The sequence below is a fragment of the Sulfitobacter sp. 1A12056 genome (assembly GCF_043558125.1).
GTDB lineage: Bacteria > Pseudomonadota > Alphaproteobacteria > Rhodobacterales > Rhodobacteraceae > Sulfitobacter > Sulfitobacter faviae.
Window position 1 is genome coordinate 55109 of sequence record NZ_JBIFFY010000003.1, and the last position, 24556, is coordinate 79664.

The following is a 24556-nucleotide window of genomic DNA, read 5'->3' on the forward strand; positions in this document are numbered from 1 at the left end:
TCATGTCCTCCGGGTCAGGCGCGGTCAGCAGGGCTGCCGGGCATCAAATCATAGGGGGCTTTCCAGCCCGGTGTTTCGCTCAGACGCGTAAGCCACGCGTCGATATGGGGCCAGTCGCTGCGGTCGAAACCGAAAGGCTCGGGGTAATAAAGATACCCGCAGCAGCTGAGGTCCGCGTTGGTGATGTCGTCGCCCACGATCCAGGCGCGGCCGTCGAGATGGTCGTTCAGCACGCTATAGGCCGCCTTGAGCCGGCCTTGATTAAAGGCGATGACCTCGGCGGGCCGTTTGTCTTCGGGCAGGAAGTTCATCAGAAAACGGGTCATCCCGGCAACGGAGCTAAGCTTGTGGTTGTCCCATAGCACCCACCGCAGGATTTCGCGCCGTTCCGTCGCGTCGCGGCCGCCGAATTTGCCCGTCTTTTCCGCGACGTAATCCTGAATCACGCCCGATTGGGTAAGCCGCAGATCGCCGTCGATCATCACCGGCGCCTCGCCCATGTTGTTGATCTGCGCGCGGTAGTCGGGCTGGCGCGTCTGGCCACCGAAGAAGTCCACCTTCACCGGCTCCCAGTCGAGCCCGGACAATTCGAGCGCAAGCGCCGCCTTGTAGGCGTTGCCCGATTCGCCAAAGCAATAAAGCTGTATGGTCACCTGTCATTCCTCCTCTTCTTTCGGCGCCCGCTGAAATGTCGGAAGGTATTTGTGAAAGGATGAAGGGGGCAGGGGGCGCCTTATCTTCATCCTTTTTCAAATACCTCTGCGCCGGAGTTTCAACCCGCGCACGGCTAGAGGTTGCGCGCGATCAGTTCCTTCATGATCTCATTGGTGCCGCCGTAAATGCGCTGCACCCGCGCATCGGCCCACATTTCGCCCACGGCATATTCCTGCATGAAGCCGTAGCCGCCGTGCATCTGCAAGCAGACATCCAGCACCTCGCCTTGAGTGTCGGTGAGCCAGTATTTCTGCATTGCCGCCTTATCGACGCTGAGCTCGCCGCGCAGGTGTTCCGCGATACATTCGTCGAGGAAGGCGCGGGCCACCGCGGTCTTGGTTTTGACCTCGGCGAGTTGGAAGCGGGTGTTCTGGAACTGGGTCAGCGGGCCGCCGAAAGCCTCGCGTTCCTTGCAGTATTGTACCGTGCGCGCCACTGCGCCTTCCATGGCGCCCACCGCGCCGCAGCCGATGATCAAGCGTTCCTGCGGCAGTTGCTGCATCATCTGGTAGAAGCCCTGGCCCTCGTCTTGGCCGAGGATGTTCTCAGGCGGGATCTCGACATTGTCGAAGAAGAGCTCGGAAGTGTCGGCGGCATGCAGGCCGATCTTGTCGAGGTTGCGGCCGCGCTGGAAACCTTCGGCCTTGTCGGTTTCCACGACGACGAGGCTGACGCCCTTGGAGCCTTCCTTGGGGTCGGTCTTGGCCGCCACGATGATCAGGTTGGCGTGCTGGCCGTTGGTGATGAAGGTTTTCTGACCCGACAGGCGGTAGGCATTGCCCTCGCGGATCGCCTTGGTCTTGATGCGCTGCACGTCCGAGCCGGTGGAGGGTTCGGTCATCGCCAGCGCGCCGACCAACTCGCCCGAGACCATCTTGGGCAGCCAGCGTTTTTTCTGGTCCTCGGTGCCATAGGCGAGGATGTAATGCGCCACGATGCCGGAGTGGATGCCGTGACCCCAGGAGGCGAGGTTGGCGCGGGAGCCTTCGATGAGGATCGCGGCCTCATGGCCGAAGTCGCCACCAGCGCCGCCGTATTCTTCGGGCACCGAGGGGCAGAGCAGGCCGAGCTCTCCGGCCTGTGCCCATGTGTCGCGGTCCATCTGGCCCTGTTTGCGCCATTTCTCGAAATGCGGCGCCCATTCGGTGTTGATGAACTGCGCCGTCATGTCGGCGATCATCTGGTGTTCTTCGGTCATCCAGCTGGATGTTTTGGTCTGCATCTTCTGGCCCCCTCCCCAAGGGTTCAGCGTTTGCGGGCGTCCAGTTCGGCGTTGAACAGGCGCAGCCGCGCGATCAGGTTTTCCTCGTTCATGACCGAGTTGAAATTCTCGAACAGGAACGACAGCGCTTCCCCCTCATCAAGACCTGCGTCGGTGCTGAACTTCTTTAGCCTGCGGTAGCCCTCCTCGGTCATGGCGACGGGGAAGCGGCGGGTCAGGCGGAAGCGTTTGGGCATGGTCTCTCCGGGTGTTGGGCAGGGTGGGGGGCTTGCCCCCACCCCCCGTTTTAGAAGTTTGCGGCCTCCAGCGCCATGACCGTATCCGCGCCCGATTGGATGCGGGTCAGGTGCAAGGCCGTGGCGGGCAGTTGGCGCGCCATATAGTAGCGGCCGGTGGCCAGCTTGGTCTCGTAGAAGGTGGCGTCGCCGCTGCCGTTCTTCAATGCTTCTTTCGCCGCCAGACCCATCTTGGCCCACATCAGGCCAAGGCAGACATGACCGAACATATGCATGAAGTCATTGGACCCGGCGAGCGCGTTGTTGGGGTTCTTCATGCCGTTCTGCATGAAGTACATGCCCGCCGATTGCAGGTCCTTGCTGGCCGCCTTCAGGGGCTCAAGAAATGCCGCGTCGAATTCGGCGTCTTGGCCCGCGTTGTCCTTGATGAAGCCCTTTACGAGGTCGAAGAAGGCCATGACGTGCTTGCCGCCGTCCTGCGCCAGTTTGCGGCCCACGAGGTCAAGCGCCTGCACGCCATTGGCGCCTTCGTAGATCTGTGCGATGCGGGCGTCACGGGTGAATTGGGACATGCCCCATTCCTCGATATAGCCGTGGCCGCCGTAGACCTGCTGCGCCTTCACGGTCATGTCGTAGCCTTGGTCCGTGAGGAAGCCCTTGATGACCGGGGTGAGCAGCGAGACGAGGCCATCGGCGTCCTTATCCTCGGCGCGGTGCGCCGCGTCGATCATCGTGGCCCCCCAGAGGATGAAGGCACGGGCGGCTTCGACAAAGCTTTTCTGGTCCATCAGCGAACGGCGGATGTCGGGGTGCACGATCAGCGGGTCGGCGGGCTTTTCGGGGGCGACGGCACCGGTGACGGCACGACCTTGCAGGCGGTCCTTGGCGTATTCCAGCGCGTTTTGATAGGCCACTTCGGCCTGTGCCAGACCCTGCATGCCGACGCCGACGCGGGCTTCGTTCATCATAGTGAACATGGCGCGCATGCCCTTGTGTTCGGTCCCCAGCAGATAGCCGGTGGCGCCGTCGTAGTTCATCACGCAGGTCGAGTTGCCGTGGATGCCCATTTTCTCTTCGATGGAGCCGACGGAGACGCCGTTACGCTCCCCCAAGGAGCCGTCTTCGTTCACCATGAACTTCGGCACGATGAAGAGCGATACGCCCTTGATGCCCTCGGGGCCGCCTTCGATCTTGGCCAGCACCAGATGGATGATGTTGTCGGCCATGTCATGCTCGCCTGAGGAGATGAAGATCTTCTGGCCGGAGATTTTATAGCTGCCGTCGTCCTGCGGGGCGGCTTTGGTGCGCATCAGGCCCAGATCGGTGCCGCAATGCGGCTCGGTCAGGTTCATGGTGCCGGTCCATTCGCACGAGACCATCTTGGGCAGGTAGGTGTCTTTCTGCGCGTCGGTGCCATGGGCGAGGATCGCGGAGGCCGCGCCGTGGGTCAGACCTTGATACATGGTGAAAGCTTGGTTCGCGGCGGAGAACATCTCGCCCACGGCGGTGCCGAGGACGTAGGGCATGTTCTGCCCGCCATAGGCTTCGGGCATGTCGAGGCCGGCCCAGCCGCCTTCTTTCACCTTTTCAAAGGCTTCCTTGAAACCTTTGGGCGTGTAGACGACGCCGTTTTCCAAACGGCAGCCTTCCTTGTCGCCCACGACGTTCAGCGGGGCGAGCACTTCGGAGGTGAGCTTGCCCGCCTCTTCGAGGATGGCGGAGGTGAAATCGGGCTCCAGCTCATCATAGCCGGGGGTCTTGCTTTCGGTCACCTTCAGCACGTCGTGCAGAACGAATTGCAGGTCTTTGGTGGGGGCTGTGTAACTGGGCATCTTTGCTCTCCGGGTCGTCTTTTTATGGATGTGAGGGGCGGCGTCGCCGGGGTTATTCGGCGGCGCGGCGGGGTTGGTTCATGGAGGCGATCATCTTTTCCCCCCATTTCAACTGGTCCTTGAGGTCTTCGATGGCCTCGTTCAGCTCTTCGCGGCGCGACTCGAGGTCGGCCAGACGGGCGCGGGCGATCTCATAGGCGGCAGCGATCTGCGTCTGCTGCTGGTCGCCCATATGATAAAGGTCGAGCAGCTGGCGGATTTCTTCGAGGCTGAAGCCAAAGCGCTTGCCACGCAGGATCAGCTTGAGCCGGGCGCGATCGCTTTTGGTGAATAGGCGTTTCTGGCCCTCGCGCAATGGGAAGAGCAGCTCTTTCGCTTCGTAGAACCGCAGGGTGCGGGGGGTCACTTCGAAAGCGTCGCACATCTGGCGAATGGTCAGCGTGTCGGCGGTCATCTCATCACTCTCCAATCGTCGTTTCATGACTTCAGTTGGGGGCTGGCATTTCTGATACAATGGGAGTTGACGTTGACGTAAGTGATACGTTGCGTCACTTTATGCGCAGTGTAATTTCCTTTAGGTTTGAAAGGATGATGGGCGTGCGCCGCCGCCATGGCGCTGGGCAGCAAAACGGGTGGGAGATGGCAAACCTCGAACAAAGCGGGCCGAAGACGCTGGACGGATTGGTTCACTGCGCGCAGAACGCCACCTCCGCGGCGCGGCTTCTGGCCTGCGGTCTTGCCTATTATCAAGGTCTTGGAATTGATCTGGTCAGCTATCACGGGGACAGCCCCGGCGCGCCTGCGATCCTCTATCAGTTCGACAGCAGTGGGACAGATGGACCGCAGTGGCATTCGCAGTTTCTGGACATAGAGAAGCTGCGCGCAAGCCCGGTGGAGGCGCTGGCCCGGCAACAGGTGATGCCGATTTACTGGTCGGATGTGGCCCGCACGGCGCGGCTTACCTCTGCGGAAGGCCTCTATATGAAAGGATTGATGCGGCGCTACCCGAATGACGGCATTTCGCTTAGGGTGCATGGCCCGGGCAGGGATTCCGCCGTGGTAGGACTGGGGTTTGCCGCCAAACAGGCGCGTCTGTCGCCGGAGGCGTTGTACAAACTTCTCAGCGCCGCCCAGATCGCGCATCTGCGCTATTGCGTCTTGGCCGAAAGCCAATCGCCGCGGGATTTCGGCCTGTCCCCGCGCGAGGTCGAGGTGTTGGAGTGGATCGCAACCGGCAAGAGCAATGGGGTCATTGCCGAGATACTTGGGATTTCGCCTCATACGGTCGATACGATCGTGCGGCGGATTTTCTCCAAGCTTGAGGTGAATGACCGCACGACCGCGGCCATTCGCGGGCTGGGGGCGGGGCTGCTGCGCCGCCCGAAAGAGGGCGCGCCCTAGGGCAAGGTTGACCTCGCGTCGCTGTCGCGTGACTGCGTGACATGACCCCACGTCGTGGGGGCTGTAGGTGCGGGCGCTCGACCTAAAGAGGCACCAGGCATGTCAGAAAAACAAGAGCAGACAGGTAGCGGGGCTAAAAACGGTTCCGTGGCAGAAACGCGCGCGCGCGTGGTTGCAGAGCTGAAAGGCGCGTCCGAGACCATCGAAAACGGCGCATTCGATCTGGCCGGAGACGCGAGCGCGGATGTGGTGTCCGATCTCATCCGCATCACGGCGGATTTGCAGATGCTTATCGGGCAGTTGGCGCAGCGCAACAGCCGCTGAGCCCGCCGCTCAGCCAGCCGCTCAGCCCTTGTCCGAGGCGATGGCCGCGGCGGTGTCGTCGCGCAGCTTTTGCAATTCCGCCATGGCTTCGTCCAACTGGCGGCGCTGCTCGGCCAGTTCTTCCAACTGCCCATCGGCCATGGTGACCCAAGTGCGCATCTGCGCCTCGGTCCCCTCTTTTTCGTAGATCAACAGCCACTGGCGGATGTCCTCCAACGCGAAGCCAAACTTGCGGCCGCGCAGGATCAGCTTCATCCGCGCCCGTTCGCGTGGGCCATAGAAACGCGAGCGCCCCTCGCGGTGCGGTTGCAGCAATTCGATATACTCGTAATAGCGCAACGTGCGTGGCGTCACGTCAAAAGCCGCGCACATCTCTTTGAATGTCAGGCGTTCATCGTCCAAAGCATCTTCTCCCTTCCGGCAAACTATGGTCACGCGCGGGGATGCGCAACAGGCGGTCTTGCCCTTTGGCTATCTCGCCCTGATAAAGGACAAAACCAGAGGCAGAGGGTTGGGTTGCATGTCCGACAAATTAAAGCTGGCGCGACAGTTCATTCAGGCGCTGCCCCATTCCTTGGCTCTGGGGATGGAGTTGCAGGAGTTGGGCGATGGCTCTGCCGTGATCACCATGCCCTATGACGACAAGTTGATCGGTGACCCGCAGACCGGGGTGATCAGCGGCGGGGCGGTCTCGGCGCTGATGGACACCTGTTGCGGCGCTGCGGTGATGAGCCACCCCAGCAACCCGGCGGCCACTGCCACGATGGACCTGCGGATCGAATATCTGCGTGCCGCCACACCGGGGCAGACGATCATCACCCGCGCGACCTGCTATCACGTCACCCGTTCGGTGGCCTTCGTGCGGGCCACGACGACGGATGAGGACGCCGACAACCTTGTCGCCACGGCAACCGGCACTTTCACCGTGGAGGGGCACACATGACCACACGTCGCAAGCCGGAGCCAGTTCAGGTCATCAAACAACGCCGCGACGGGGTGCTGCGCGCCATGGTCGAAGGCGTGCCCTATATCCGTTTTCTGGGCATCGAGTTCGAGCGCCGTGGCGATGAGCTAACCGGCATCATGCCGTTTTCCGAGCAACTGATCGGCAACCCGATCCTGCCCGCCCTGCATGGCGGGGCCACGGCGGCCTTTCTTGAGGCGACCGCGATCATCACCCTCAGCTGGGGGCTGATCTGGGAAGATATGGAAAGCGGCGCGCTCGATCTGGACAATCTGGATGCCGACCACTTGCCGCGGCTGCCCAAGACGATCGATTTCACCGTGGATTACCTGCGGTCGGGCCTGCCGCGCGATGCCTATGCGCGGGCGCGTATCAACCGCTCGGGGCGGCGCTATGCCAGCGTCCATGTCGAGGCATGGCAGGACAACCGCAGCCGTATTTTCGCGCAGGCCACGGGCCATTTCCTGATGCCGCAACGGCGTGGCTGAGCCGCAATCAGAGACAGAGCCGCTGACCGAGGCAGAGGTGCGCGCGGTTGAGCGTGGTACGCTGGCGGCGCGGGATGTGGTGACCCACCGCCGTGTGCTCAAGATCGCGGTTCCCATTGTCATCTCCAACGCCACCGTGCCGATCCTCGGCGCGGTCGACACCGGGGTGGTGGGGCAGATGGGCGCCGCCGCCCCCATCGGCGCGGTGGGGCTGGGGGCGATCATCCTCTCGGCGCTTTACTGGATTTTCGGCTTTCTGCGGATGGGTACCGTGGGGCTGACCGCGCAGGCGGCGGGCAATGGCGAAGAGGGCGAGGTCGCCGCGCTGCTGACGCGCGGGCTTTTGATCGGCGCGGGGGCGGGGCTGGCCTTGATGGCGCTGCAATGGCCGCTTTTCTGGGCCTCGTTCCAGATCGCCCCCGGATCGCCCGAGGTCGAGGGGCTGGCGCGGCAATATATGGCGATCCGCATCTGGTCTGCCCCCGCCGCGATCTCGATCTATGCGATCACCGGCTGGCTCATCGCGCAGGAGCGCAGCCGCGCCGTGCTGGTGTTGCAGGTCTGGATGAACGGGCTGAATATCCTGCTGGACCTGTGGTTTGTGCTGGGCCTCGGTTGGGGTGTCGAAGGCGTCGCCATCGCCACCTTCCTTGCAGAGTGGAGCGGGGCGGCCTTGGGCCTGTGGTTCTGCCGCGCGGCTTTCGCAGGGGTGGCGTGGCGCGATTGGGCGCAGGTCTTTGACGGGCCTCGCTGGACGCGCATGATGCAGGTGAACACCGATATCCTGATCCGCTCGCTTTTGTTGCAGGCGATCTTTGTCTCCTTCCTCTTCATGGGGTCGGGCTTGGGCGATGTGACCTTGGCGGCCAATCAGGTGCTGCTGCAATTCCTGATGATCACCTCCTACGGGCTGGACGGTTTCGCCTTCGCCGCCGAGGCGATCATTGGCCGGGCCTACGGCGCGGGGCAGCGCGATGTGCTGCGGCGCGGGGCGGTGCTGACCTCCGCTTGGGCGCTGTTGGTCAGCCTGCTGTTGGCGGTGGTCTTTGCCGTCAGCGGTGGCGCGATTATCGACCTGATGGCCAAGGCCCCGCAGGTGCAAGAGCTCGCCCGGGTCTATCTGCCCTATATGGTCGCGGCGCCGCTGCTGGGCTGTGCGGCCTATATGTTCGACGGTATTTTCATCGGCGCCACGCGGTCGCGCGACATGCGCAATATGATGCTTGTGTCGTTTCTGATCTATGCCGTGACCGCGCTGGCATTGGTGCCAAGCCTGGGCAATCACGGGCTTTGGATATCGCTTCTGGTGTCCTTCGTGGTGCGCGGCATCACCTTGGCGCTGCGCTATCCGGCGTTGGAGCGCGCGGCGGGCTAGAGCAGCGCCTGCACCGCTTCGGGCGGGCGGCCGATCACTGCGCGGCCAGTGCTAAAGGCGATGGGGCGCTCGATCAGGATCGGATGGGCGGCCATGGCGTCGATCAGAGCCTCTTCGGGGCTGTCCTTGGTCAGGCCCAACTCTTTGAACAGCGTCTCGCCTGTCCGCATCATCTTGATCGCAGGCAGGCCAAGGGCGTCGCGGGCGGCGATGATCTCATCCCGTGTCGGCGCGTCTTCGAGGTAGCGGCGGAGTGTTACTTCCACCCCCGCCGCTTCGATCAGCGCCAGCGTCTGCCGCGATTTCGAACAGCGCGGGTTATGCCATAGGGTGATCATAGCCAGTCCTCGCGTTTGCTGCCCACGGCCTCGGCCACGCTGGCAAAACCGTCGCGAGCCAAGAGCGCATCCAGCCCGGTGGTGATCTCTCGCACCAGTCCGAGGCCGCCGAAGACCAGCGCGGTGTAAAGTTGCAGGGCAGAGGCCCCGGCGCAGATCTTGGCATAGGCGGTCTGCGCGTCCGACACCCCGCCGACGCCGATCAGCGGAATATCCGTCAGCCCCGCCAGCCGCGCCAAGACGCGGGTCGAGCGTTCGAACAGCGGCGCACCGGACAGACCACCCGCTTCGCCCGCATGGGCGCTGGCAAGGCCAGTCCGGTCAAGCGTGGTATTGGTCGCGATGATGGCAGCAACGCCCGAATTTTGGGCAACCTCGGCGACATCCTCAATCTCGGATTCGCTAAGATCGGGGGCGATTTTCAGGAAAACCGGCGTGGCGCCGCGCACATCCATCACCCCTTCGAGCAGGGCCGACAGCGCCGCCTTGCCCTGAAGGTCGCGCAGCTTTTCGGTATTGGGGGACGAGACATTGACCGTCGCGAAATCGACGTGGTTGCGTGCGGCGGTCATCACGCGGGCAAAGTCGGCAGCACGGTCCTTGCTGGTCTTGTTCGCGCCGAGGTTCAACCCCACCGGCACCCCCGTACCCCGGCGCGAAAGCCGGGCGCAGATCGCCTCCATCCCCTCGTTGTTAAAGCCGAAACGGTTGATCGCGGCGCGATCCTCGGTCAGGCGAAACAGGCGCGGGCGCGGATTGCCGGGCTGGGGCAGGGGCGTGGCGGCCCCCACTTCGACAAAGCCAAACCCGGCGCGGGAGAGGGGGGCGATTGCAGTGGCGTTCTTGTCAAACCCCGCCGCCAGCCCAACAGGGTTCGGCAGGTCCAGCCCCGCAAGCGTGGTGTGCAGCCGCGCCGAAGTCTGCGGCCCCGGCGCGGGGGCAAGCCCTGCGCGCAGCGCGCGGATCGCCAAACCATGGGCCGCTTCGGGATCGACCCGGTGCAGCGCCCGCAGGCCCAGCCTTTCCAAGAGCGGCGTCATTTGCTGGCCTCGCCGAGACCTGCGGGGAATTCATGCACGCCATCCACCAGCGGCAGGGGCTGCGCCCAGACCACGTCTTCGATCTTGAGCGGGCGGTAGAGATGGGGGAAAAGCGCGCCGCCGCGCGAGGGCTCCCATTTCAGCGCATCGCCCAGAGCGTCGGCCTCAAGCGCGAGCAGGAAGAGACCGTCCTCCCCCTTGAAATGTTTGGCAGCGGTTTCCGCCGCCTGTTCGGCGGTGGAGAAATGCACATAGCCATCGGTGACATCGATCGGCGCCCCGTCCGAGACCCCGTTCTTGCGCAGCGCAGCCCATTCGTCTGCGCGGAATATCTTGAAAATCAGCATGGCTTCTGATGCCCGCCGGGCGGGGCGGGGTCAAGACCCGCGGGTGACCATAGGGCAGGTCATATGACCTTTGACACGGGCCAAACCCCGCGCCACGATACCGGCATAACAAGCAACAGGGGAACTATCATGAAACGATTCCTGACCGCGACCGCTGCGCTGGCTTTGACCAGCGGCATGGCGGCGGCCGAGTATAATCTGACCATTCTGCATACCAATGATTTCCATGACCGGTTCGAGCCGATCAGCAAATATGACGGCCCCTGCAGCGCCGAGGATAACGCCGAGGGAAAATGCTTTGGCGGCGTCGCGCGCATGGTCACCGCAATCGAAGCCGCACGCGAACGCGCGGGCGAGAACCACCTGCTGCTGGATGCAGGCGACTGGTTCCAAGGCTCGCTTTTCTACACGCGCTACAAGGGCGACATGGCGGCCGAGTTCATGTCAGAGCTCGACTATGACGTGATGGCCGTGGGCAACCACGAGTTTGACGACGGCCCCGAGGGGCTGGCCGATTTCGTGGCACAGGTCGATTTCCCGGTGCTCTCGGCCAATATCGACGTGAGCGGTGTCGAGGGGCTGGAGGGCGAGATCGGCAAATCCACCGTGGTTGAGGTTGGTGGAGAGCGTATCGGCATCGTTTCCGTCCTTGCCGAAGATACGCCCGAAACCTCCTCGCCCGGGGCGGAGGTGATCTTCTCCCCCGCAGCGGATGCGGCGCAGGCCGAGATCGACGCGCTGACCGAGGACGGGGTTAACAAGATCATCCTGCTCACACATGTGGGGCTTGCCGCCGACAAGCGGCTGGCCGAGGAGTTGACCGGCGTCGACCTGATCGTCGGCGGCCATTCCCACACGCTTCTGAGCAACAGCGAGGAACGGGCCGAGGGCGCTTATCCGACCATGGTCAACGACGTGCCGATCGTGCAGGCCTATGCCTACAGCAAGTATCTGGGCGAGGTGAATGTCACCTTCGATGATGCGGGCGAGGTGACCTCGATCTCAGGCGATCCGATCCTGCTTGACGCTTCTGTCGAAGAGGATCAGGCCACGGTTGATCTGGTTGCCGAACGCGCCGCCCCGCTGGAGGAGTTGCGCCAGAAGGTCGTGGCCGAGACTTCGGAGACCATCGAAGGCAGCCGTGATGTCTGCCGCGCGCAGGAATGCGCAATGGGCAACCTTGTCTCCGACGCCATGCTGGACCGGGTGAAGGATCAAGGTATCGACGTGGCGATCTCCAACGCGGGCGGCCTGCGCGCCTCGATCGACGCAGGCGAGGTGACCATGGGCGAAGTGCTGACCGTGCTGCCGTTCCAGAACACGCTCTCGACCTTCCAGATCAGCGGTGCGACTTTGATCGAGGCGCTGGAGAACGGTGTCAGCCAATTGGAAGACGGCGCGGGCCGCTTCCCGCAGGTGGCGGGCATGTCCTACACCTTTGATCCCAAGGCCGAGCCCGGCAGCCGCATCAGCGATGTGATGGTGGGTGACGAACCGATTGATCCCGAAAAGACCTATGGCGCCGTGTCCAACAACTATGTCCGCAATGGCGGCGACGGCTATGCGATGTTCAAGGACGCCGAGAATGCCTATGACTTCGGCCCCGATCTGGCGGATGTGACGGCGGAGTATCTGGCGAAGAACGGCAGCTACAAGCCCTACACCGATGGCCGCATCAAGATGAAGTAAGGGTCTCGGGCCTTAGCGAGAGGGCGCGTCCAGCGGGGCGCGCCCTTTTTGTTTACGAGTAGCCGGGCCTACGCCCTTGTTTCCGGGCTGTTGCCTAAGCTGCGCGTCCCCCCCCCCCCCCGCAAGCCAGCCCCTTGCACCTCTCCCGCCAAGGGATACACATGCGGTAACCAAACAGGAGACCGCTATGCTCACCCCCTTCCACCTTGCCTATAACGTCCGCGACCTTGATGAGACCCGCGCCTTCTACGGCGATGTGCTGGGCTGCACCGAAGGCCGTTCGACCGAAACTTGGGTCGATTATTCCTTCTTCGGCCACCAGATCTCCATGCATCTGGGCGAGCCTTTCAAGACAGAGGCCACCGGCAAGGTCGGTGAGCATATGGTGCCGATGCCGCATCTGGGCGTCGTCCTGCGGATGGAGGATTGGAAGGCGCTGGCGGAGCGGCTGAAGGGCGCAGAGGTCGACTTCGTGATCGAACCCTCGCTGCGTTTCGAAGGGGAGCCGGGCGAGCAAGCGACCATGTTCTTCCGCGACCCGTCGGGCAATCCGATCGAGGTCAAGGGTTTCGCCGATATGGACCGCGTTTTTGCCCAATAAGGTCAAGCGCTGAAACGACAAAGCCCCGCTGTCGCAAGCGGGGCTTTGAAGGGCTGAAACCGGTGCGGGCTCAGTCGAAGCTGATCGCCCCTTCGAAAGCAGGCTCTTCCAAAGTCTGCCCGCTGAAACGCGTCGGGGTCTGTGCGGTGATGTCGAGCGTGTAGCTGCCGTTCACGGGGATCGGCCCGCTGGTCCATGCCTCGTCCTCGCCGGTGATCGTATGACTGCCGGTGGCGTTGTTGGTAAAGACCACCTGATCGCCCGGCTGCACATGGGACAGCGATGGGAAGTAGGCGCCGTCGACGATCAGCACGTTGCGGCTTTCGGCCATGGCGCCAGCGGCGCAGAGGCTCAGGGCAAGGGCCAGAGCGCCGGTGCTTTTGCGGTATGAACTTAGCATCATCTGCTCCTTTGGAACGCCCGATGCGGGCGGGTTAGCCGGTTTCTTACAAGGTAAATGCGGCATAACTTGGGCCAGCCTTGCGCGGCTCACCCCGCCGTCGCAGGCTCCGCCTGTTGGGCCAGCCAGCCGCGGAATGACGCAAGCGCCGCCGTCTCATCGCGGTCGTCGGGCCAGACGAGGTAGTAGTTCCCGATGCTTTGCGTGGTCGGTGAAGCGGCCAGCACCAATTGCCCGTCGCGCAGGTAGGGGCGGGCGAAGAAGGTCGGCAGCAGCGCCACCCCCAGCCCGTGAATGGCCGCCTGCGCCATGGTCGAGAATTGGTCGAACATCATGCCGCCGGGCGGCTCATCCGTCACGCCGAGCGAGGACAGCCAGCGCGCCCATCCGCGCGGGCGGGTCTCCAGATGAAGCAGCGGCAGATGGCGCACGTCGCGTGCATCCTCCAAGGGTGCGGGCAGCAGATCGGGCGCGCAGACCGCCACCACCGTTTCCGGCAAAAGCGGCAGGTAGCGCACGCCGAGCCAATCTTCATGACCGAAATGAATGGCGGCGTCGAATCGGCTGCCCGCAAAGGCGAAGGGCCGCAGCCGAGTCGATAGGTTCACCGTCACCTCCGGGTGGTCACGCGCGAAATCGCGCAGGCGCGGGGCCAGCCAATGCATCCCGAAGGCAGGCAGGATCGCCAGATTAAGCGTGCCCCCCGTAGGGTTCGTCCGGGCCGAGACCGAGGCCTGCGCCAGCCGGTTCAGGATGTCGCGCACCTGCGTTACATAATCCAACCCGGCCTGCGTCGGGGTCAGACGGCGGCCCTGCCGGATCATCAGCGTCACGCCCAGCTGTTCCTCCAGCGTCTTGATCTGACGGCTCACCGCGCTCTGCGTGAGGTTCAATTCCTGCGCCGCCGCCGTGGCGGTGCCCAGCCGCACGACCGCCTCAAAAGACAGCAGAGCCGAGATCGAAGGCAGGAAGCGGCGCGGCGCGATCATATGACTTTTTCTCATGAACTCAGGACAAAGCAGCGATAGAGTTCGCGCCGCCGATTTGCAATACTGCCGCAAATCACATCACCCGAAAGGATGCATCATGACCGCTGACGCCCCCAAGCTGCGCGCCAAGGACAAACCCGATCTTGGTACCTTCGATTGGCAGGATCCCTTCCGCCTCGACAGCCAATTGACCGAAGACGAGCGCATGATCCGCGATTCCGCCCGCGCCTATGCGCAGGAAAAGCTGCAACCGCGTGTTATCGAAGCCTTTGCCGAGGAAAAGACCGACCCCGAGATCTTCCGCGAGATGGGCGAGATGGGCCTTCTCGGCGTCACCATCCCCGAGGAATACGGCGGTCTCGGCGGCAGCTATGTGTCCTACGGTCTCGTCGCGCGTGAGGTTGAGCGTGTCGACAGCGGCTACCGCTCGATGATGTCGGTTCAGGCGAGCCTCGTCATGTACCCCATCTATGCCTATGGCTCCGAAGAGCAGCGCCAGAAGTACCTGCCCAAGCTCTGCTCGGGCGAATGGATCGGCTGCTTTGGCCTGACCGAGCCCGATGCGGGTTCCGACCCCGCGGGCATGAAGACCCGCGCCGTGAAGACCGACACGGGCTACAAGCTGACCGGCTCCAAGATGTGGATCTCGAACTCCCCCATCGCCGATGTCTTTGTGGTCTGGGCCAAGTCCGAGGCGCATGACGGCAAAATCCGCGGCTTCGTGCTGGAAAAAGGCATGAAGGGTCTGAGCGCGCCCAAGGTCGGCAACAAGCTCAGCTTGCGCGCCTCGATCACCGGTGAGATCGTGATGGACGGTGTTGAAGTCGGCGAAAATGCGCTGCTGCCGAATGTGCAGGGTCTGAAAGGCCCCTTCGGCTGCCTCAACCGCGCCCGCTACGGCATTTCTTGGGGCGCGATGGGTGCCGCCGAGTTCTGCTGGCACGCCGCGCTGCAATACGGGCTGGACCGCAAGCAGTTCAACAAGCCGCTGGCGCAAACGCAGCTGTTCCAGAAGAAACTCGCGGACATGATGACCGAAATCTCGCTCGGCCTTCAGGGCTCGCTGCAAGTGGGCCGTCTGATGGATGCCGCCAACGCCGCGCCCGAGATGATCTCTATCGTCAAGCGCAACAACTGCGGCAAGGCGCTCGACGTGGCGCGCATGTCGCGTGACATGCACGGCGGCAACGGCATCTCGGGCGAATTCCAAGTGATCCGCCACATGATGAACCTTGAGACGGTGAACACCTATGAGGGCACCCATGACGTGCACGCGCTGATCCTGGGCCGCGCCCAGACCGGCCTGCAGGCGTTCTTCTAAACACCGGCATCGGGGGAACCTCCCCCAGCCATCCAAAATACTTATGGCCAGAAAGAGGGGCGGCGCCTTTCTTTCTGGCCGACATGCTTTCGCCGAGGGCGATTAATTTCTATTTCAAGAGGCCCCATGGACCGCGTTGCCATCGTTCATGAGAACTTCCTCCGTCGCGTTGCGGCGGGGGATTTTCCCGATTCCACCCATTCCGAAAAGGCGCTGGAGCGCGACCAGTTGGAGCAGCTCTACCGCGCGCAGGTGCTGAGCCGGGCGCTCGACCTGCAAAGCCGCGTCATGCAGAAGGAGGGGCAGGGGTTCTACACCATCGGTTCCTCCGGCCACGAGGGGATGGCAGCGGTGGCGGCGGCGCTGCGCGTCGATGACATCGCTTTCCTGCATTACCGCGATGCGGCCTTCCAGATCGCCCGGGCCGATCAGGCGGGCGGGCAGGACATGATGCGCGACATGCTGCTTAGTTTTGCCTGTTCGGCGGAGGATCCGACCAGCGGCGGGCGGCACAAGGTCTTGGGCTCGCGCCCACTGATGATCCCGCCGCAGACCTCGACCATCGCCAGCCATCTGCCCAAGGCGGTGGGGGCGGCGCATTCCATCGGCATGGCGCGGCGGCACCGGCCCGAGCACGCGATCCTGCCGCGCGACGGCATCGCCATGTGCAGTTTCGGCGACGCCTCGGCCAATCACTCCACCGCGCAGGGCGCGATCAACGCCGCCTGCTGGACCGCCGTGCAGGGCGTGCCGCTGCCGCTGCTGTTTGTCTGTGAGGACAACGGCATCGGCATCTCGACCAAGACGCCGACGGGCTGGATCAAGGCGTCGATGTCTGCCCGACCGGGGCTGAAGTATTTCGAGGGCGACGGGCTTGATCTTCACGCGGCCTATGCGGCGGCGAAGGAGGCGGCGGATTACGTGCGCGTGCACCGTAAGCCGGCTTTCCTGCACCTGCGCACGGTGCGGCTCTATGGCCATGCCGGGGCGGATGTGGCGACCTCCTATCTGCCCCGCGCCGAGGTGGAGGCGGATGAGGCCAACGATCCGCTGCTGCATTCCGCGCGGCTGCTGGTGGAGGCTGGGGCGTCTGCCGAGGAAGCGCTGGCGATTTACCGCGATACGCAAGAGGCGGTCGCGAAGGCGGCTGACGAGGTGGTGAAACGCCCCCGGCTGAAGGCGGCGTCGGACGTCATGGCGAGCCTCGTGCCGCCCAAGCGCGACTGCGCGCCCAGCAACGGGCCGAGCGCCGAGGCGCGGGCCGAGACCTTTGGCAGCGACATGGGGCAGATGGATAACCCCCAGCCCATGTCGCGGCTGATCAACTGGGCGCTGCACGACCTGATGCTGTCCCATCCCGAGACCATGCTGATGGGCGAGGACGTGGGCCGCAAGGGTGGGGTCTACGGCGTCACGCAGAAGTTGCAGAACCGTTTCGGCCCGGGGCGGGTGATCGACACGCTGCTGGACGAGCAGAGCATTCTGGGCCTTGCCATCGGGATGGCGCACAATGGTTTCGTGCCGATGCCGGAGATCCAGTTCCTCGCCTATCTGCACAATGCCGAGGACCAGCTGCGCGGCGAGGCGGCGACTTTGCCCTTCTTCTCGGACGGGCAGTGGAGCAACCCGATGGTGCTGCGCATCGCGGGGCTGGGCTATCAGAAAGGGTTCGGCGGGCATTTCCATAACGACAATTCGCTGGCCGTGCTGCGCGACATTCCCGGCATTATCATCGCCTGCCCCTCGGCGGGGGACGACGCGGCGATGATGCTGCGGGAGGCGCACCGTTTGGCGCGGGAGGAGCAGCGCGTTGTGGTCTTTGTCGAGCCCATCGCGCTCTACCCAATGCGCGATTTGATGGAGGCCGGGGATGGCGGCTGGATGCGCAGCTATCCGGCGCCGGACCGGCGGATCGGACTGGGCGAGGTCGGCGTCACGGGCGAGGGCGCGGAACTGGCGATCGTGAGCTATGGCAACGGGCATTATCTGAGCCAGCAGGCGGCGCGGGATTTGGCAGAGGCGGGCGTCGATGTGCGGGTGATCGACCTGCGTTGGTTGGCCCCCATGCCGGAGCAGGCGCTGATTGCGGCCATCGGGGATCGGCCTGTGCTGATCGTCGACGAATGCCGCCGCACTGGCGGGCAGGCGGAGGCGCTGATGGCGCTGATGGCCGAGCGCGGTGTGAAGCGTTTCGCGCGGCTGACGGCGGAGGACAGTTTCATCGCAACGGGTCCGGCCTATGCGGCGACGCTGCCCTCACGCGAGGGGATCGTCGCGGCGGCGCGGAAGCTGTTGGGGTAGCTGAGGGCCAGCGCCGACCCGGGGGGGGGGCGGGCAGGCGATGGCCCGGCGCCTGCGGCTTGAATCCGGGCCGGGTACGCGCGCCTAGTGGCTATCCGCTGGCGCACCGCCCTGAAAATTATTCCCGTTCACATAGTCGCAAGGCTCTTCGCGCATCTCCAGATGCAGCCCGTCGCCGGTATAGGGATGCGCGCGGGCGAGTTCCTCATCAACTTCGATCCCCAGACCGGGCGCTTTGGGGGCGGTGATGAAGCCGTCCTCCACCCGGATCGACCCTTTGATCAATTGGTCATGAAATGGCGTCTCAATACATTCGCACATCAGGATGTTCGGGATCGCGGTGGCAAGCTGCACATTCGCGGCCCATTCCACCGACCCGGCATAGAGATGCGGCGCCACTTGCGCGTTGTACACCTCGGCCATGGTGGCGATCTTCTTGGCCTCCGCGATGCCGCCCACACGGCCAAGGGCCGGTTGCAGGATCTCCGCCGCGCCCGCCCGCAACAGCGGCGCGAACTCGGCCTTGGTGGTCAGCCGCTCGCCCGTGGCCACAGGGACGCGCACGCCGCGCGCGACCTTGGCCATCTGCTCAGGCGCGTCTGGCGGGATCGGCTCTTCGTACCACAGCGGGCTATAGGGTTCGATCGCTTGGCCCAGCCGGATTGCGCCCGCGGTGGTGAATTGCCCGTGAGTGCCAAACAGCAGGTCGGCGCGGTCGCCCACCGCCTCTCGGATGGCCTTGCAGAACGCCGCTGAGGTGCTGATGTCCGACATTGCAGGCATATGCCCGCCGCGCAGCGTATAGGGGCCAGCGGGGTCGAATTTCACCGCCGTATAGCCGCGCGCCACGCAATCCGCCGCCGATTCCGCCGCCATCTCGGGCGAGGTCCAGAAATCCGCCATGCTGTGATGCGGCAGGGGGTAGAGGTAGGTATAGCCGCGCACCCGGTCATTGGTGCGCCCGCCGATCAGCGCATGCACCGGGCGGTCACGGTCCTTGCCCAAGATGTCCCAACAGGCGATCTCAAGCCCCGAAAACGCGCCCATCACGGTCAGGTCTGGCCGCTGGGTGAAGCCTGCGGAATAGGCACGGCGGAACATCAACTCGATATTCTCGGGGTTTTCGCCCTGCATATGACGGGCAAAGACATCTTCGATCACCGCGCGCATCGCGTCGGGCCCGACGCTGGCGGCATAGCATTCGCCCCAGCCGGTTACGCCGGCGTCGGTGGTCACCTTGACCAATATCCAATAGCGCCCGCCCCAGCCGGGGGCGGGCGGGGCCGTCACGATGATATCGAGGTCTTGCAGTTTCATGACGGTCCCTTTCGTTTGGCCGCTTAGGTCTCTTTCTTGTCGTCGACGATGGTCATCTGCGCGATGCCGCTTTCGCCCAGATCGACCTTGGCGAAGGGGCCGCCGTGGCACATCTGGCCGGGGTCGGTGATGTCCACGGGGCCTTCCTCGGCCAGCACTTTTTCGGCGAATTGCTCGGCATTGTCCTTAGGCCGGTAGCCGAGGAAGGAGGCTTTCGAGTTGTCCACCGGGGCGCGGTCGTTGTTCGACACGCCGTAGATCACCGAGAATCCGACCGAGGGCGTGTCCACCGCGCGGGTCACCAGTTGGATCAGGTCGTCATAGCTGAGCCAAGAGCCGAGCGCGCGGGAGTTGTTGACCTGTGCCGCGCTGAGGATGCGCAGATGTACGGATTCAAGTTGGCGTTTGTCCCAATACATGGAGCCGAGGTCTTCGGTGAAGCATTTGGCGAGGCCGTAGAAAGTGTCGGGCTTGTGAGGCGCATCGATGCCGATGAAATCGGCCTTTTTGTGCATCCCCACCGCATGGATCGACGAGGCATAGACGACGCGCCGTGCGCCCGCCTGATAGGCCGCTTCCCATACGTTGTAAGAGCCGACGAAGTTCGGGCCGAGCAGTTCCATAAAGGGTTTTTCGTCCACGATGGCCCCGAAATGCACCACCATGTCGGCGCCCTCCATCAGGGCCGCGACTTGGTCGTATTCCGCCAGATCGGCCTTTTGATAACGCTCACCGTCGTAAAGCTTGCCAATGTCCTCGGCGATGTCGGAGCTGACCAGTTCCTCACACATGCCGGCTAGCGGCTCACGCAGGTAGGAGCCGAGGCGCCCGGCGGCGCCCGTCAGGACCAGTTTCTTAAATTTCATAACATCTTCCTTTCACGTCTCAGAAATCTTGTCGCGCACCTTCGCGCGCAGCGCATCGGCCCCTTGGGCCAAAAGGCCCACATCCGTGCCGCAGGCGACAAAGGTGAAGCCTTCGTTCAGCAGTTGGGCGGCGAAATCGGGGTCGGTGACCAGCGTGCCCACGGGAATGCCCTTGTCCATCAAGAGTTTGGCCGCGGGGCGGATGACCTCCCAGACCTCGGGGTGCAGGGTCTGGCCCAGATGGCCCATGTCGGCGGCGATATCGGCGGGGCCAAAGAAGATGCCGTCGATCCCCTCAACCTCGGCAAAGGCGGCGGCGTTTTCGACGGCGGCGCGGGTTTCAAGCTGGATCAGGATGGCGGTCTGATTCTCGACCTCGGCGTTGTAATCCGCGACCCGGCCAAATTGATTGGCGCGGTTCAGCCCGGCCACCCCCCGGATACCGCGCGGCGGGTAGCGGCAGGCGGCCACGGCGGCGCGGGCCTCATCAGGGGTCTGCACCATGGGAAACAGCAGGCCCGGCGCGCCGAGGTCCATCAGCCGTTTGACCTTGACCGCATCGTTCCAGTCGGGCCGCACCATTGCCGTGGTCTCACTGCCCGAGAACGCCTGTAGCTGCCCGAGGGCTGAGGCCATGTCGCTGGGCGCATGCTCCATATCCAGCATCACCCAGTCATAGCCCGCATGGGCCACCACCTCGGCGGCATAACCGTTGGAGAGGGAGACCCAGAGGCCAAGCTGCTTTTGACCGGCGCGAATGGCCGTGAGGAAGCTGTTCTCGCGCAATTTCATATCACAGCCCTTTCGACGAATTTCTCGGAACGCACGATCCGCGCGTAGTCTAGCGGGGTTAGGTCGAGCGTGCGGTAGCCGCCATGGGTGATCAACTCTGCCGTGCCGCGCCCGATGGCGGGGGCCTGTTGCAAGCCGTGGCCGGAAAAGCCGTTCATGAAGACGAAGTTCGCGACCTTGTCGTGCCGACCCAGAATCGCGTTCTGGTCGACGGTGTTATAGGCGTAGTGGCCGACCCATTCGTTGATCACCTTGACCCGCTCAAAGGCCGGAACGCGGGTAGCGATGATGGGCCAGACCTTCTCTTCCCAGATCGAATGGACGAAGGTGAAATCATCATAGGCCGCGTCATAGTCATCCTCTGGCGGGCAGCCGGCCATGTAATATTTGCCCTCTTGGCGCATATGCACGCCGCTGGGGTCGATGGTCAGCGGCAGGTCCATTTCCAGCGGCTCGGCGGCGTCAAAGATGAAGGTGTAGCGTTTGCGCGGCACCACGGGCAGGGTGATCCCGGCCATCTGCGCCGTCGCCGCCGCGCGAGGGCCAGAGGCATTGACCACCGTCCCGCAGGAGACCGTCGCGCCGGACTTCAGCGTCACCGCATCCACCGCACTGCCCGCGGGGTTCAGCACCATGCCGGTCACCTCGTCATGCACAAAGGTCACGCCGCGGCGCTTGGCCATGCGTTTGAACCAGTCGAACATCGTGCCGCCGTCGAAATAGCCCTCATTCACCGTATTGTGATTGGCAGCGATCACATCGTCGAGCATGTAGAAGGGATAGCGCGCGGCGATCTCATCCTTGGTCATATGCTGGGTATGGGCGCCCATGGAGGTCTGGATGCCCTGCGCCTCGCGCAGGGTCTGGGCAAACTCGGGCGTGTCGGCAAGATAGAGGTAGCCAAAGCTTTGCAGCGCCAGTTCCGGCACCTCGGGATCGTCATGCATGAAGTGGCGGAAGTTTTTGATGAACTCGGCCCCGAATTGCGAAATCTGGATGTTCACGGGGGCGCTGAACTGCTGGCGGATGCAGGAATTCGTATGGCTGGTCGAGGCGAATTCATAGGTTGGATCACGCTCGACCACCAGCACCTCGCCGTCGAACCCCGGCGTGTTGGTCAACCACCAAGCCAAAGCCGAGCCATAGATGGCCCCGCCCACGATCACCACGTCATAGGATGTCTCAAGCGCGTTTTGCATGCACAGTCTCCCTTTGCGCATTCCCCTCTGAATCGTGGGTAGCCTAAGCTTTCAAAGCCTGCAATCTCTGTGAACGGTGGCGCGAATTTTCGTTTTCCCGCGATGGGTTGCGCGACTGCCCAAGGATGGGGCAGGGTGGCATTCGAAAGATGCGCTTCTATTGCATCGTTGACTTTTGCAGCGGCCGTCGCACCATGATCGACGTGTCGCGAAAGACATGACCGCCCGAAGGAGTGGCCCTTGGACAGCGACCGTGAAGAGATTGAACGTCTGATTGCGCAGGTCGCATTGGGGGATCGTGCCGCCTTTGAGGCGCTTTATGATCGGGTGTCGGCGAAACTATTCGGGGTCTGCCTGCGTGTGTTGGATACACGCGCCGCAGCAGAGGATGCCATGCAGGACAGTTTCGTCAAAATCTGGAATAATTCCGACCGCTATCAGGCCAATGGTCTGTCGCCGATGACGTGGCTGATCACCATTGCGCGCAATACCGCGATCGACCGTTTGCGCGCCACCCGTAAGGGCCATCAGGACATCGACACGCCGGGGTTGGAGCTTGCCGCGCCGGGACCGAGCCCCGAACAATCCGCCGTGGCCGCGTCAGAGGCCAAGCGCCTGACCAATTGTCTGGATGATCTCGAAGCGGATCGCGGTGCGGCGGTGCGGGGCGCCTACCTCGACGGCGACAGCTATGCCGATCTGGCGCAACGTTTCAACGTGCCGCTCAATACCATGCGCACTTGGCTGCGCCGCGGTTTGATGGCCCTGCGGGAGTGTATGAGCGTATGAGCGACACCCCCATCACCCCGCCCGAAGACGACGATCTGCTGGCCGCCGAAATGGCCTTGGGCCTTTTGGAAGGCGAAGACCGTGCCGCGGCACGCGCCCGCCTGATGCAAGACCGTGAATTTGCCCGCAGCGTGGCCGATTGGCAGGAGCGTTTCGTGGCGATGACCGACGATATCGCCCCCGTCGCCCCGCCCGCGAAGCTGTGCCGCGCGCTGATGGCGCGGCTTTTCCCCGCGCGGCAGGTACCGCTGTTGCAGCGGCTCTGGCTGTGGCAGGGGGTTTCGGTGGCAGCACTGGCCACTGTGGCCTTCCTTGCCCTGCCGATGCTGCGCGAGCCGCAGATGCGGCCCCCGGCAGAGGTCTATGCCACCCGCATGGCCGCCGAGGACAGCGCGCTGGAATTGCTGGCCGTCATGGATATGTCGCGCGGCGATATCGCGCTGCGCCGTGTCTCGGGCGACGCGCCCGCGGGTCGCGTGTTAGAGCTTTGGGCAATCCTGCCGGACCGCGCGCCGATCTCTTTGGGCGTGCTGCCTGAGGGGGAGGTCAACCGCGTGGCCTTGCCCGCCGATCTGGCGCCCGAGGCGGCGCAGATCACGCTGGCCATCACCGATGAGCCGCCCGGCGGCGCACCCGGCGGTGTCCCCACCGGGGAGGTCATGGCCGCTGGTGCTGTGGCGGAGCTCTAAACCCCGAAACGCCCTGCTTTGACCGAGCAGGGCGTTTCATTTTTCACCCCCCTTACAACGCGTTATAACTTTGTTGCGAATTTTCTGAACCATTCTGAAACTCCTCTCACGTCTGCCCCGTGGGTCCAGTATCGCCGCCCACAACGGGGGGCATTCAAGGGAGGAAACCCAATGAAGACGCTCAAGACATTCGCCGCCGCCACCGCCACTGCCGCTCTGCTGGCCACCGGTGCCATCGCCGCCAATCCCGAAGTGGGCGGCGCGCCCATGTTCGAGAATAAGAACATCGTCGAAAACGCCGTGAACTCCGCCGATCACACCACGCTGGTCGCCGCCGTGAAGGCCGCCGGTCTGGTCGACACGCTGGCCTCCGAAGGGCCGTTCACCGTTTTCGCCCCGGTCAACTCCGCCTTTGACGCGCTGCCTGCGGGCACTGTCGAGACCCTGCTCAAGCCCGAGAACAAGGACATGCTGACCAAAGTGCTGACCGCCCATGTGGTGGCCGGTAAATGGTCCGCCGCCGACATCGCCGCCAAGGCCCGCGCCTCCAGCGATGGGTTCTACCACTTCAACGCCGTCTCCGGCGATGCGCTGTCGGCGCAGGTGAAGGGCCGCAACGTCTATATCATCGACGAAAGCGGCAATGCCTCGCGCGTGACTATCGCAGATGTGAACCAGTCCAACGGGGTGATCCACGTTGTAAACAGCGTGCTGGTGCCCAAGTAATAGGCAACCTGCATGATGTGGCCGGGCCAGTACCCCCATGCTGGCCCGCCGCCATCCCATCCGAACGCGAGGAGTAACACCATGAACAGACGTCATTTTCTGACATCGACCTTTCTGGGCGCCACCGCCATCGGGTTGGGCGCGCGCGGGGCATCGGCGGCCTATGTCGAGGGCGACTTCGAGGTTACCCGCAGCGAGGCCGAGTGGCGCGCGATGCTGAGCGATCTGGAATATGCGGTCATGCGCGAAGGCGACACGGAGCGCGCCTTTACCAGCCCGCTGAACGACGAGAAACGCCCCGGCACCTTCATCTGCAAGGGCTGTGATCAGCCGCTTTATGATGCGGCGACCAAGTTCAAAAGCGGCACCGGCTGGCCGAGCTTTTATCAGCCGCTCGACAATGCGGTCGAGACCATGGCCGACAACAGTTTCTTCATGCGCCGGACCGAGGTGCATTGCGACCGCTGCGGCAGCCATCTGGGCCATATCTTTGATGACGGGCCAGAGCCCACGGGCAAGCGGCATTGCATCAACGGCGTCTCGTTGAAGTTCGTCGCGGCTTAACAGGTACGTCTCACCCGAACGGATCGCGCGCC

Annotated in this window: 28 protein-coding genes; 13 read left to right on the plus strand and 15 right to left on the minus strand. The window is 63.6% G+C overall.

Features of this window, described 5'->3' with window-relative positions:
- Positions 1-14 precede the first annotated feature (14 nt).
- From ACGYLD_RS08390 to ACGYLD_RS08410, 5 genes are all read right to left on the minus strand, one after another.
- Complete coding sequence (locus ACGYLD_RS08390) at positions 15-653, minus strand: glutathione S-transferase family protein (RefSeq protein ID WP_271693114.1); 639 nt, start codon at positions 651-653, stop codon at positions 15-17.
- A gap of 134 nt (positions 654-787) precedes the next feature.
- The gene (locus tag ACGYLD_RS08395; RefSeq protein WP_276153839.1) at positions 788-1936 is read right to left on the minus strand and encodes an acyl-CoA dehydrogenase family protein; all 1149 of its coding nucleotides are present in this window, start codon (positions 1934-1936) and stop codon (positions 788-790) included.
- Positions 1937-1959: 23 nt separating this feature from the next.
- Positions 1960-2172 carry a hypothetical protein gene (locus ACGYLD_RS08400; RefSeq protein WP_067261198.1) on the minus strand — a complete coding sequence of 71 codons (213 nt, stop codon included), beginning with the start codon at positions 2170-2172 and terminating at the stop codon, positions 1960-1962.
- Positions 2173-2222: 50 nt separating this feature from the next.
- Complete coding sequence (locus tag ACGYLD_RS08405; RefSeq protein ID WP_271693116.1) at positions 2223-4004, minus strand: acyl-CoA dehydrogenase C-terminal domain-containing protein; 1782 nt, start codon at positions 4002-4004, stop codon at positions 2223-2225.
- 52 nt (positions 4005-4056) lie between these two features.
- On the minus strand, positions 4057-4458 hold the full coding sequence (locus tag ACGYLD_RS08410) for a MerR family DNA-binding transcriptional regulator (protein ID WP_067261195.1): 402 nt from the start codon (positions 4456-4458) through the stop codon (positions 4057-4059).
- 185 nt (positions 4459-4643) lie between these two features.
- Here ACGYLD_RS08410 and ACGYLD_RS08415 point away from each other — a divergent pair, with 185 nt between their 5' ends.
- Positions 4644-5405, plus strand: a complete 762-nt coding sequence (locus tag ACGYLD_RS08415) for a LuxR family transcriptional regulator (RefSeq protein ID WP_271693117.1) — start codon at positions 4644-4646, stop codon at positions 5403-5405.
- 99 nt (positions 5406-5504) lie between these two features.
- Positions 5505-5729, plus strand: a complete 225-nt coding sequence (locus tag ACGYLD_RS08420; protein WP_067261192.1) for a hypothetical protein — start codon at positions 5505-5507, stop codon at positions 5727-5729.
- Positions 5730-5750: 21 nt separating this feature from the next.
- Here ACGYLD_RS08420 and ACGYLD_RS08425 read toward each other — a convergent pair whose 3' ends face one another.
- Positions 5751-6131 (minus strand): MerR family DNA-binding transcriptional regulator, encoded by a 381-nt coding sequence (locus ACGYLD_RS08425; protein ID WP_067261191.1) that lies wholly within the window; start codon positions 6129-6131, stop codon positions 5751-5753.
- 118 nt (positions 6132-6249) lie between these two features.
- Between ACGYLD_RS08425 and ACGYLD_RS08430 the strand changes: the two genes are divergently transcribed.
- The 3 genes from ACGYLD_RS08430 to ACGYLD_RS08440 are packed head-to-tail and all read left to right on the plus strand — an operon-like array spanning position 6250 to position 8556.
- The gene (locus ACGYLD_RS08430; protein WP_209218214.1) at positions 6250-6672 is read left to right on the plus strand and encodes a PaaI family thioesterase; all 423 of its coding nucleotides are present in this window, start codon (positions 6250-6252) and stop codon (positions 6670-6672) included.
- Positions 6669-7181: a PaaI family thioesterase gene (locus ACGYLD_RS08435; protein ID WP_209218213.1), complete on the plus strand. Its 513-nt coding sequence runs from the start codon at positions 6669-6671 to the stop codon at positions 7179-7181. Before ACGYLD_RS08430 ends, ACGYLD_RS08435 begins: the two co-directional genes overlap by 4 nt.
- Before the next feature lie 22 nt (positions 7182-7203).
- On the plus strand, positions 7204-8556 hold the full coding sequence (locus ACGYLD_RS08440; protein WP_394374280.1) for an MATE family efflux transporter: 1353 nt from the start codon (positions 7204-7206) through the stop codon (positions 8554-8556).
- Here the strand turns inward: ACGYLD_RS08440 and arsC are convergent.
- Genes arsC through ACGYLD_RS08455 form a run of 3 tightly spaced genes read right to left on the minus strand, consistent with a single transcriptional unit; the run spans position 8553 to position 10281 of the window.
- The gene (gene arsC / locus ACGYLD_RS08445; protein WP_271693118.1) at positions 8553-8894 is read right to left on the minus strand and encodes an arsenate reductase (glutaredoxin); all 342 of its coding nucleotides are present in this window, start codon (positions 8892-8894) and stop codon (positions 8553-8555) included. The two genes, ACGYLD_RS08440 and arsC, sit on opposite strands and share 4 nt — an antisense overlap.
- Positions 8891-9934 (minus strand): quinone-dependent dihydroorotate dehydrogenase, encoded by a 1044-nt coding sequence (locus ACGYLD_RS08450; RefSeq protein ID WP_394402108.1) that lies wholly within the window; start codon positions 9932-9934, stop codon positions 8891-8893. Before ACGYLD_RS08450 ends, arsC begins: the two co-directional genes overlap by 4 nt.
- Entirely contained in the window at positions 9931-10281 is a 351-nt protein-coding gene (locus ACGYLD_RS08455; protein ID WP_271693120.1) for a DUF952 domain-containing protein, read from the minus strand. Before ACGYLD_RS08455 ends, ACGYLD_RS08450 begins: the two co-directional genes overlap by 4 nt.
- A 129-nt stretch (positions 10282-10410) precedes the next feature.
- Between ACGYLD_RS08455 and ACGYLD_RS08460 the strand changes: the two genes are divergently transcribed.
- Together ACGYLD_RS08460 and ACGYLD_RS08465 are read left to right on the plus strand one after the other, a co-directional pair.
- Positions 10411-11970: a bifunctional metallophosphatase/5'-nucleotidase gene (locus tag ACGYLD_RS08460; RefSeq protein ID WP_394402111.1), complete on the plus strand. Its 1560-nt coding sequence runs from the start codon at positions 10411-10413 to the stop codon at positions 11968-11970.
- A 187-nt stretch (positions 11971-12157) separates the two neighbouring features.
- A complete protein-coding gene (locus ACGYLD_RS08465) occupies positions 12158-12571 on the plus strand; it encodes a VOC family protein (RefSeq protein WP_271688085.1) in 414 nt (137 codons plus the stop codon).
- A gap of 70 nt (positions 12572-12641) precedes the next feature.
- Here ACGYLD_RS08465 and ACGYLD_RS08470 read toward each other — a convergent pair whose 3' ends face one another.
- Together ACGYLD_RS08470 and ACGYLD_RS08475 are read right to left on the minus strand one after the other, a co-directional pair.
- Positions 12642-12971, minus strand: a complete 330-nt coding sequence (locus tag ACGYLD_RS08470) for a hypothetical protein (protein ID WP_276153840.1) — start codon at positions 12969-12971, stop codon at positions 12642-12644.
- 89 nt (positions 12972-13060) lie between these two features.
- Positions 13061-13960 (minus strand): LysR substrate-binding domain-containing protein, encoded by a 900-nt coding sequence (locus ACGYLD_RS08475; RefSeq protein ID WP_271693124.1) that lies wholly within the window; start codon positions 13958-13960, stop codon positions 13061-13063.
- 97 nt (positions 13961-14057) lie between these two features.
- Here ACGYLD_RS08475 and ACGYLD_RS08480 point away from each other — a divergent pair, with 97 nt between their 5' ends.
- Both ACGYLD_RS08480 and ACGYLD_RS08485 read left to right on the plus strand, forming a co-directional pair.
- The gene (locus tag ACGYLD_RS08480) at positions 14058-15281 is read left to right on the plus strand and encodes an acyl-CoA dehydrogenase (protein WP_271693125.1); all 1224 of its coding nucleotides are present in this window, start codon (positions 14058-14060) and stop codon (positions 15279-15281) included.
- A gap of 126 nt (positions 15282-15407) precedes the next feature.
- Positions 15408-17582, plus strand: coding sequence for a thiamine pyrophosphate-dependent enzyme (locus ACGYLD_RS08485; protein ID WP_394402114.1), 2175 nt, complete (start codon positions 15408-15410; stop codon positions 17580-17582).
- Between the two features lie 84 nt (positions 17583-17666).
- Here ACGYLD_RS08485 and ACGYLD_RS08490 read toward each other — a convergent pair whose 3' ends face one another.
- The 4 genes from ACGYLD_RS08490 to ACGYLD_RS08505 are packed head-to-tail and all read right to left on the minus strand — an operon-like array spanning position 17667 to position 21756.
- A complete protein-coding gene (locus ACGYLD_RS08490) occupies positions 17667-18899 on the minus strand; it encodes a mandelate racemase/muconate lactonizing enzyme family protein (RefSeq protein WP_271693127.1) in 1233 nt (410 codons plus the stop codon).
- 23 nt (positions 18900-18922) lie between these two features.
- Entirely contained in the window at positions 18923-19765 is an 843-nt protein-coding gene (locus ACGYLD_RS08495) for an NAD(P)-dependent oxidoreductase (RefSeq protein WP_271693128.1), read from the minus strand.
- A 12-nt stretch (positions 19766-19777) separates the two neighbouring features.
- On the minus strand, positions 19778-20557 hold the full coding sequence (locus ACGYLD_RS08500) for an HpcH/HpaI aldolase/citrate lyase family protein (RefSeq protein WP_271693129.1): 780 nt from the start codon (positions 20555-20557) through the stop codon (positions 19778-19780).
- On the minus strand, positions 20554-21756 hold the full coding sequence (locus ACGYLD_RS08505; RefSeq protein ID WP_271693130.1) for an FAD-binding oxidoreductase: 1203 nt from the start codon (positions 21754-21756) through the stop codon (positions 20554-20556). The genes ACGYLD_RS08500 and ACGYLD_RS08505 overlap by 4 nt, the downstream gene beginning before the upstream one ends.
- Positions 21757-21996: 240 nt before the next feature.
- Here ACGYLD_RS08505 and ACGYLD_RS08510 point away from each other — a divergent pair, with 240 nt between their 5' ends.
- The 4 genes from ACGYLD_RS08510 to msrB all read left to right on the plus strand — a co-directional run bounded on the left by ACGYLD_RS08510 (position 21997) and on the right by msrB (position 24524).
- Entirely contained in the window at positions 21997-22545 is a 549-nt protein-coding gene (locus tag ACGYLD_RS08510; RefSeq protein WP_271693131.1) for a sigma-70 family RNA polymerase sigma factor, read from the plus strand.
- A complete protein-coding gene (locus ACGYLD_RS08515; RefSeq protein WP_394402118.1) occupies positions 22542-23234 on the plus strand; it encodes an anti-sigma factor domain-containing protein in 693 nt (230 codons plus the stop codon). The genes ACGYLD_RS08510 and ACGYLD_RS08515 overlap by 4 nt, the downstream gene beginning before the upstream one ends.
- Before the next feature lie 171 nt (positions 23235-23405).
- Positions 23406-23960, plus strand: coding sequence for a fasciclin domain-containing protein (locus ACGYLD_RS08520; RefSeq protein WP_067268384.1), 555 nt, complete (start codon positions 23406-23408; stop codon positions 23958-23960).
- A gap of 81 nt (positions 23961-24041) precedes the next feature.
- Positions 24042-24524 (plus strand): peptide-methionine (R)-S-oxide reductase MsrB, encoded by a 483-nt coding sequence (gene msrB, locus ACGYLD_RS08525; protein ID WP_271693133.1) that lies wholly within the window; start codon positions 24042-24044, stop codon positions 24522-24524.
- Positions 24525-24556 lie beyond the last annotated feature (32 nt).

What these genes read in the sequence shown, in the direction of transcription:
- ACGYLD_RS08395 (WP_276153839.1), bottom strand. Translation starts at nt 1,936, where the DNA reads ATGCAGACCAAAACATCCAGCTGGATGACCGAAGAACACCAGATGATC.
- ACGYLD_RS08400 (WP_067261198.1), bottom strand. Translation starts at nt 2,172, where the DNA reads ATGCCCAAACGCTTCCGCCTGACCCGCCGCTTCCCCGTCGCCATGACC.
- ACGYLD_RS08405 (WP_271693116.1), bottom strand. Translation starts at nt 4,004, where the DNA reads ATGCCCAGTTACACAGCCCCCACCAAAGACCTGCAATTCGTTCTGCAC.
- ACGYLD_RS08410 (WP_067261195.1), bottom strand. Translation starts at nt 4,458, where the DNA reads ATGACCGCCGACACGCTGACCATTCGCCAGATGTGCGACGCTTTCGAA.
- ACGYLD_RS08415 (WP_271693117.1), top strand. Translation starts at nt 4,644, where the DNA reads ATGGCAAACCTCGAACAAAGCGGGCCGAAGACGCTGGACGGATTGGTT.
- ACGYLD_RS08420 (WP_067261192.1), top strand. Translation starts at nt 5,505, where the DNA reads ATGTCAGAAAAACAAGAGCAGACAGGTAGCGGGGCTAAAAACGGTTCC.
- ACGYLD_RS08430 (WP_209218214.1), top strand. Translation starts at nt 6,250, where the DNA reads ATGTCCGACAAATTAAAGCTGGCGCGACAGTTCATTCAGGCGCTGCCC.
- ACGYLD_RS08435 (WP_209218213.1), top strand. Translation starts at nt 6,669, where the DNA reads ATGACCACACGTCGCAAGCCGGAGCCAGTTCAGGTCATCAAACAACGC.
- arsC (WP_271693118.1), bottom strand. Translation starts at nt 8,894, where the DNA reads ATGATCACCCTATGGCATAACCCGCGCTGTTCGAAATCGCGGCAGACG.
- ACGYLD_RS08450 (WP_394402108.1), bottom strand. Translation starts at nt 9,934, where the DNA reads ATGACGCCGCTCTTGGAAAGGCTGGGCCTGCGGGCGCTGCACCGGGTC.
- ACGYLD_RS08455 (WP_271693120.1), bottom strand. Translation starts at nt 10,281, where the DNA reads ATGCTGATTTTCAAGATATTCCGCGCAGACGAATGGGCTGCGCTGCGC.
- ACGYLD_RS08460 (WP_394402111.1), top strand. Translation starts at nt 10,411, where the DNA reads ATGAAACGATTCCTGACCGCGACCGCTGCGCTGGCTTTGACCAGCGGC.
- ACGYLD_RS08465 (WP_271688085.1), top strand. Translation starts at nt 12,158, where the DNA reads ATGCTCACCCCCTTCCACCTTGCCTATAACGTCCGCGACCTTGATGAG.
- ACGYLD_RS08470 (WP_276153840.1), bottom strand. Translation starts at nt 12,971, where the DNA reads ATGCTAAGTTCATACCGCAAAAGCACCGGCGCTCTGGCCCTTGCCCTG.
- ACGYLD_RS08475 (WP_271693124.1), bottom strand. Translation starts at nt 13,960, where the DNA reads ATGATCGCGCCGCGCCGCTTCCTGCCTTCGATCTCGGCTCTGCTGTCT.
- ACGYLD_RS08480 (WP_271693125.1), top strand. Translation starts at nt 14,058, where the DNA reads ATGACCGCTGACGCCCCCAAGCTGCGCGCCAAGGACAAACCCGATCTT.
- ACGYLD_RS08485 (WP_394402114.1), top strand. Translation starts at nt 15,408, where the DNA reads ATGGACCGCGTTGCCATCGTTCATGAGAACTTCCTCCGTCGCGTTGCG.
- ACGYLD_RS08490 (WP_271693127.1), bottom strand. Translation starts at nt 18,899, where the DNA reads ATGAAACTGCAAGACCTCGATATCATCGTGACGGCCCCGCCCGCCCCC.
- ACGYLD_RS08495 (WP_271693128.1), bottom strand. Translation starts at nt 19,765, where the DNA reads ATGAAATTTAAGAAACTGGTCCTGACGGGCGCCGCCGGGCGCCTCGGC.
- ACGYLD_RS08500 (WP_271693129.1), bottom strand. Translation starts at nt 20,557, where the DNA reads ATGAAATTGCGCGAGAACAGCTTCCTCACGGCCATTCGCGCCGGTCAA.
- ACGYLD_RS08505 (WP_271693130.1), bottom strand. Translation starts at nt 21,756, where the DNA reads ATGCAAAACGCGCTTGAGACATCCTATGACGTGGTGATCGTGGGCGGG.
- ACGYLD_RS08515 (WP_394402118.1), top strand. Translation starts at nt 22,542, where the DNA reads ATGAGCGACACCCCCATCACCCCGCCCGAAGACGACGATCTGCTGGCC.
- ACGYLD_RS08520 (WP_067268384.1), top strand. Translation starts at nt 23,406, where the DNA reads ATGAAGACGCTCAAGACATTCGCCGCCGCCACCGCCACTGCCGCTCTG.
- msrB (WP_271693133.1), top strand. Translation starts at nt 24,042, where the DNA reads ATGAACAGACGTCATTTTCTGACATCGACCTTTCTGGGCGCCACCGCC.